Genomic DNA, 206 nt, shown 5'->3' with positions numbered 1-206 from the left:
GATACTTATCATATCAGCTTGGGAGGTGGGTGACAACTACCCTACGCTAGAGGGTATCTTTTTCGCCTCCACTTTTGTACTAATACACAAGATTAACAAAAATAGTGTACTTAAATATAAAACTCTATTTTTCACTTTCATTTTCCCCTTATAATATAAATTGATAATCCTTCCATTTGAGGATATTTAATAATTGTTATAGACTA

Origin of the sequence: Clostridium sp. AF36-4 (genome assembly GCF_003435975.1) — a bacterium.
Classification (GTDB): domain Bacteria; phylum Bacillota; class Clostridia; order Lachnospirales; family Lachnospiraceae; genus Eubacterium_F.
The sequence above is the reverse complement of the archived record's forward strand: the minus strand, read 5'-3'. Positions refer to the sequence as shown.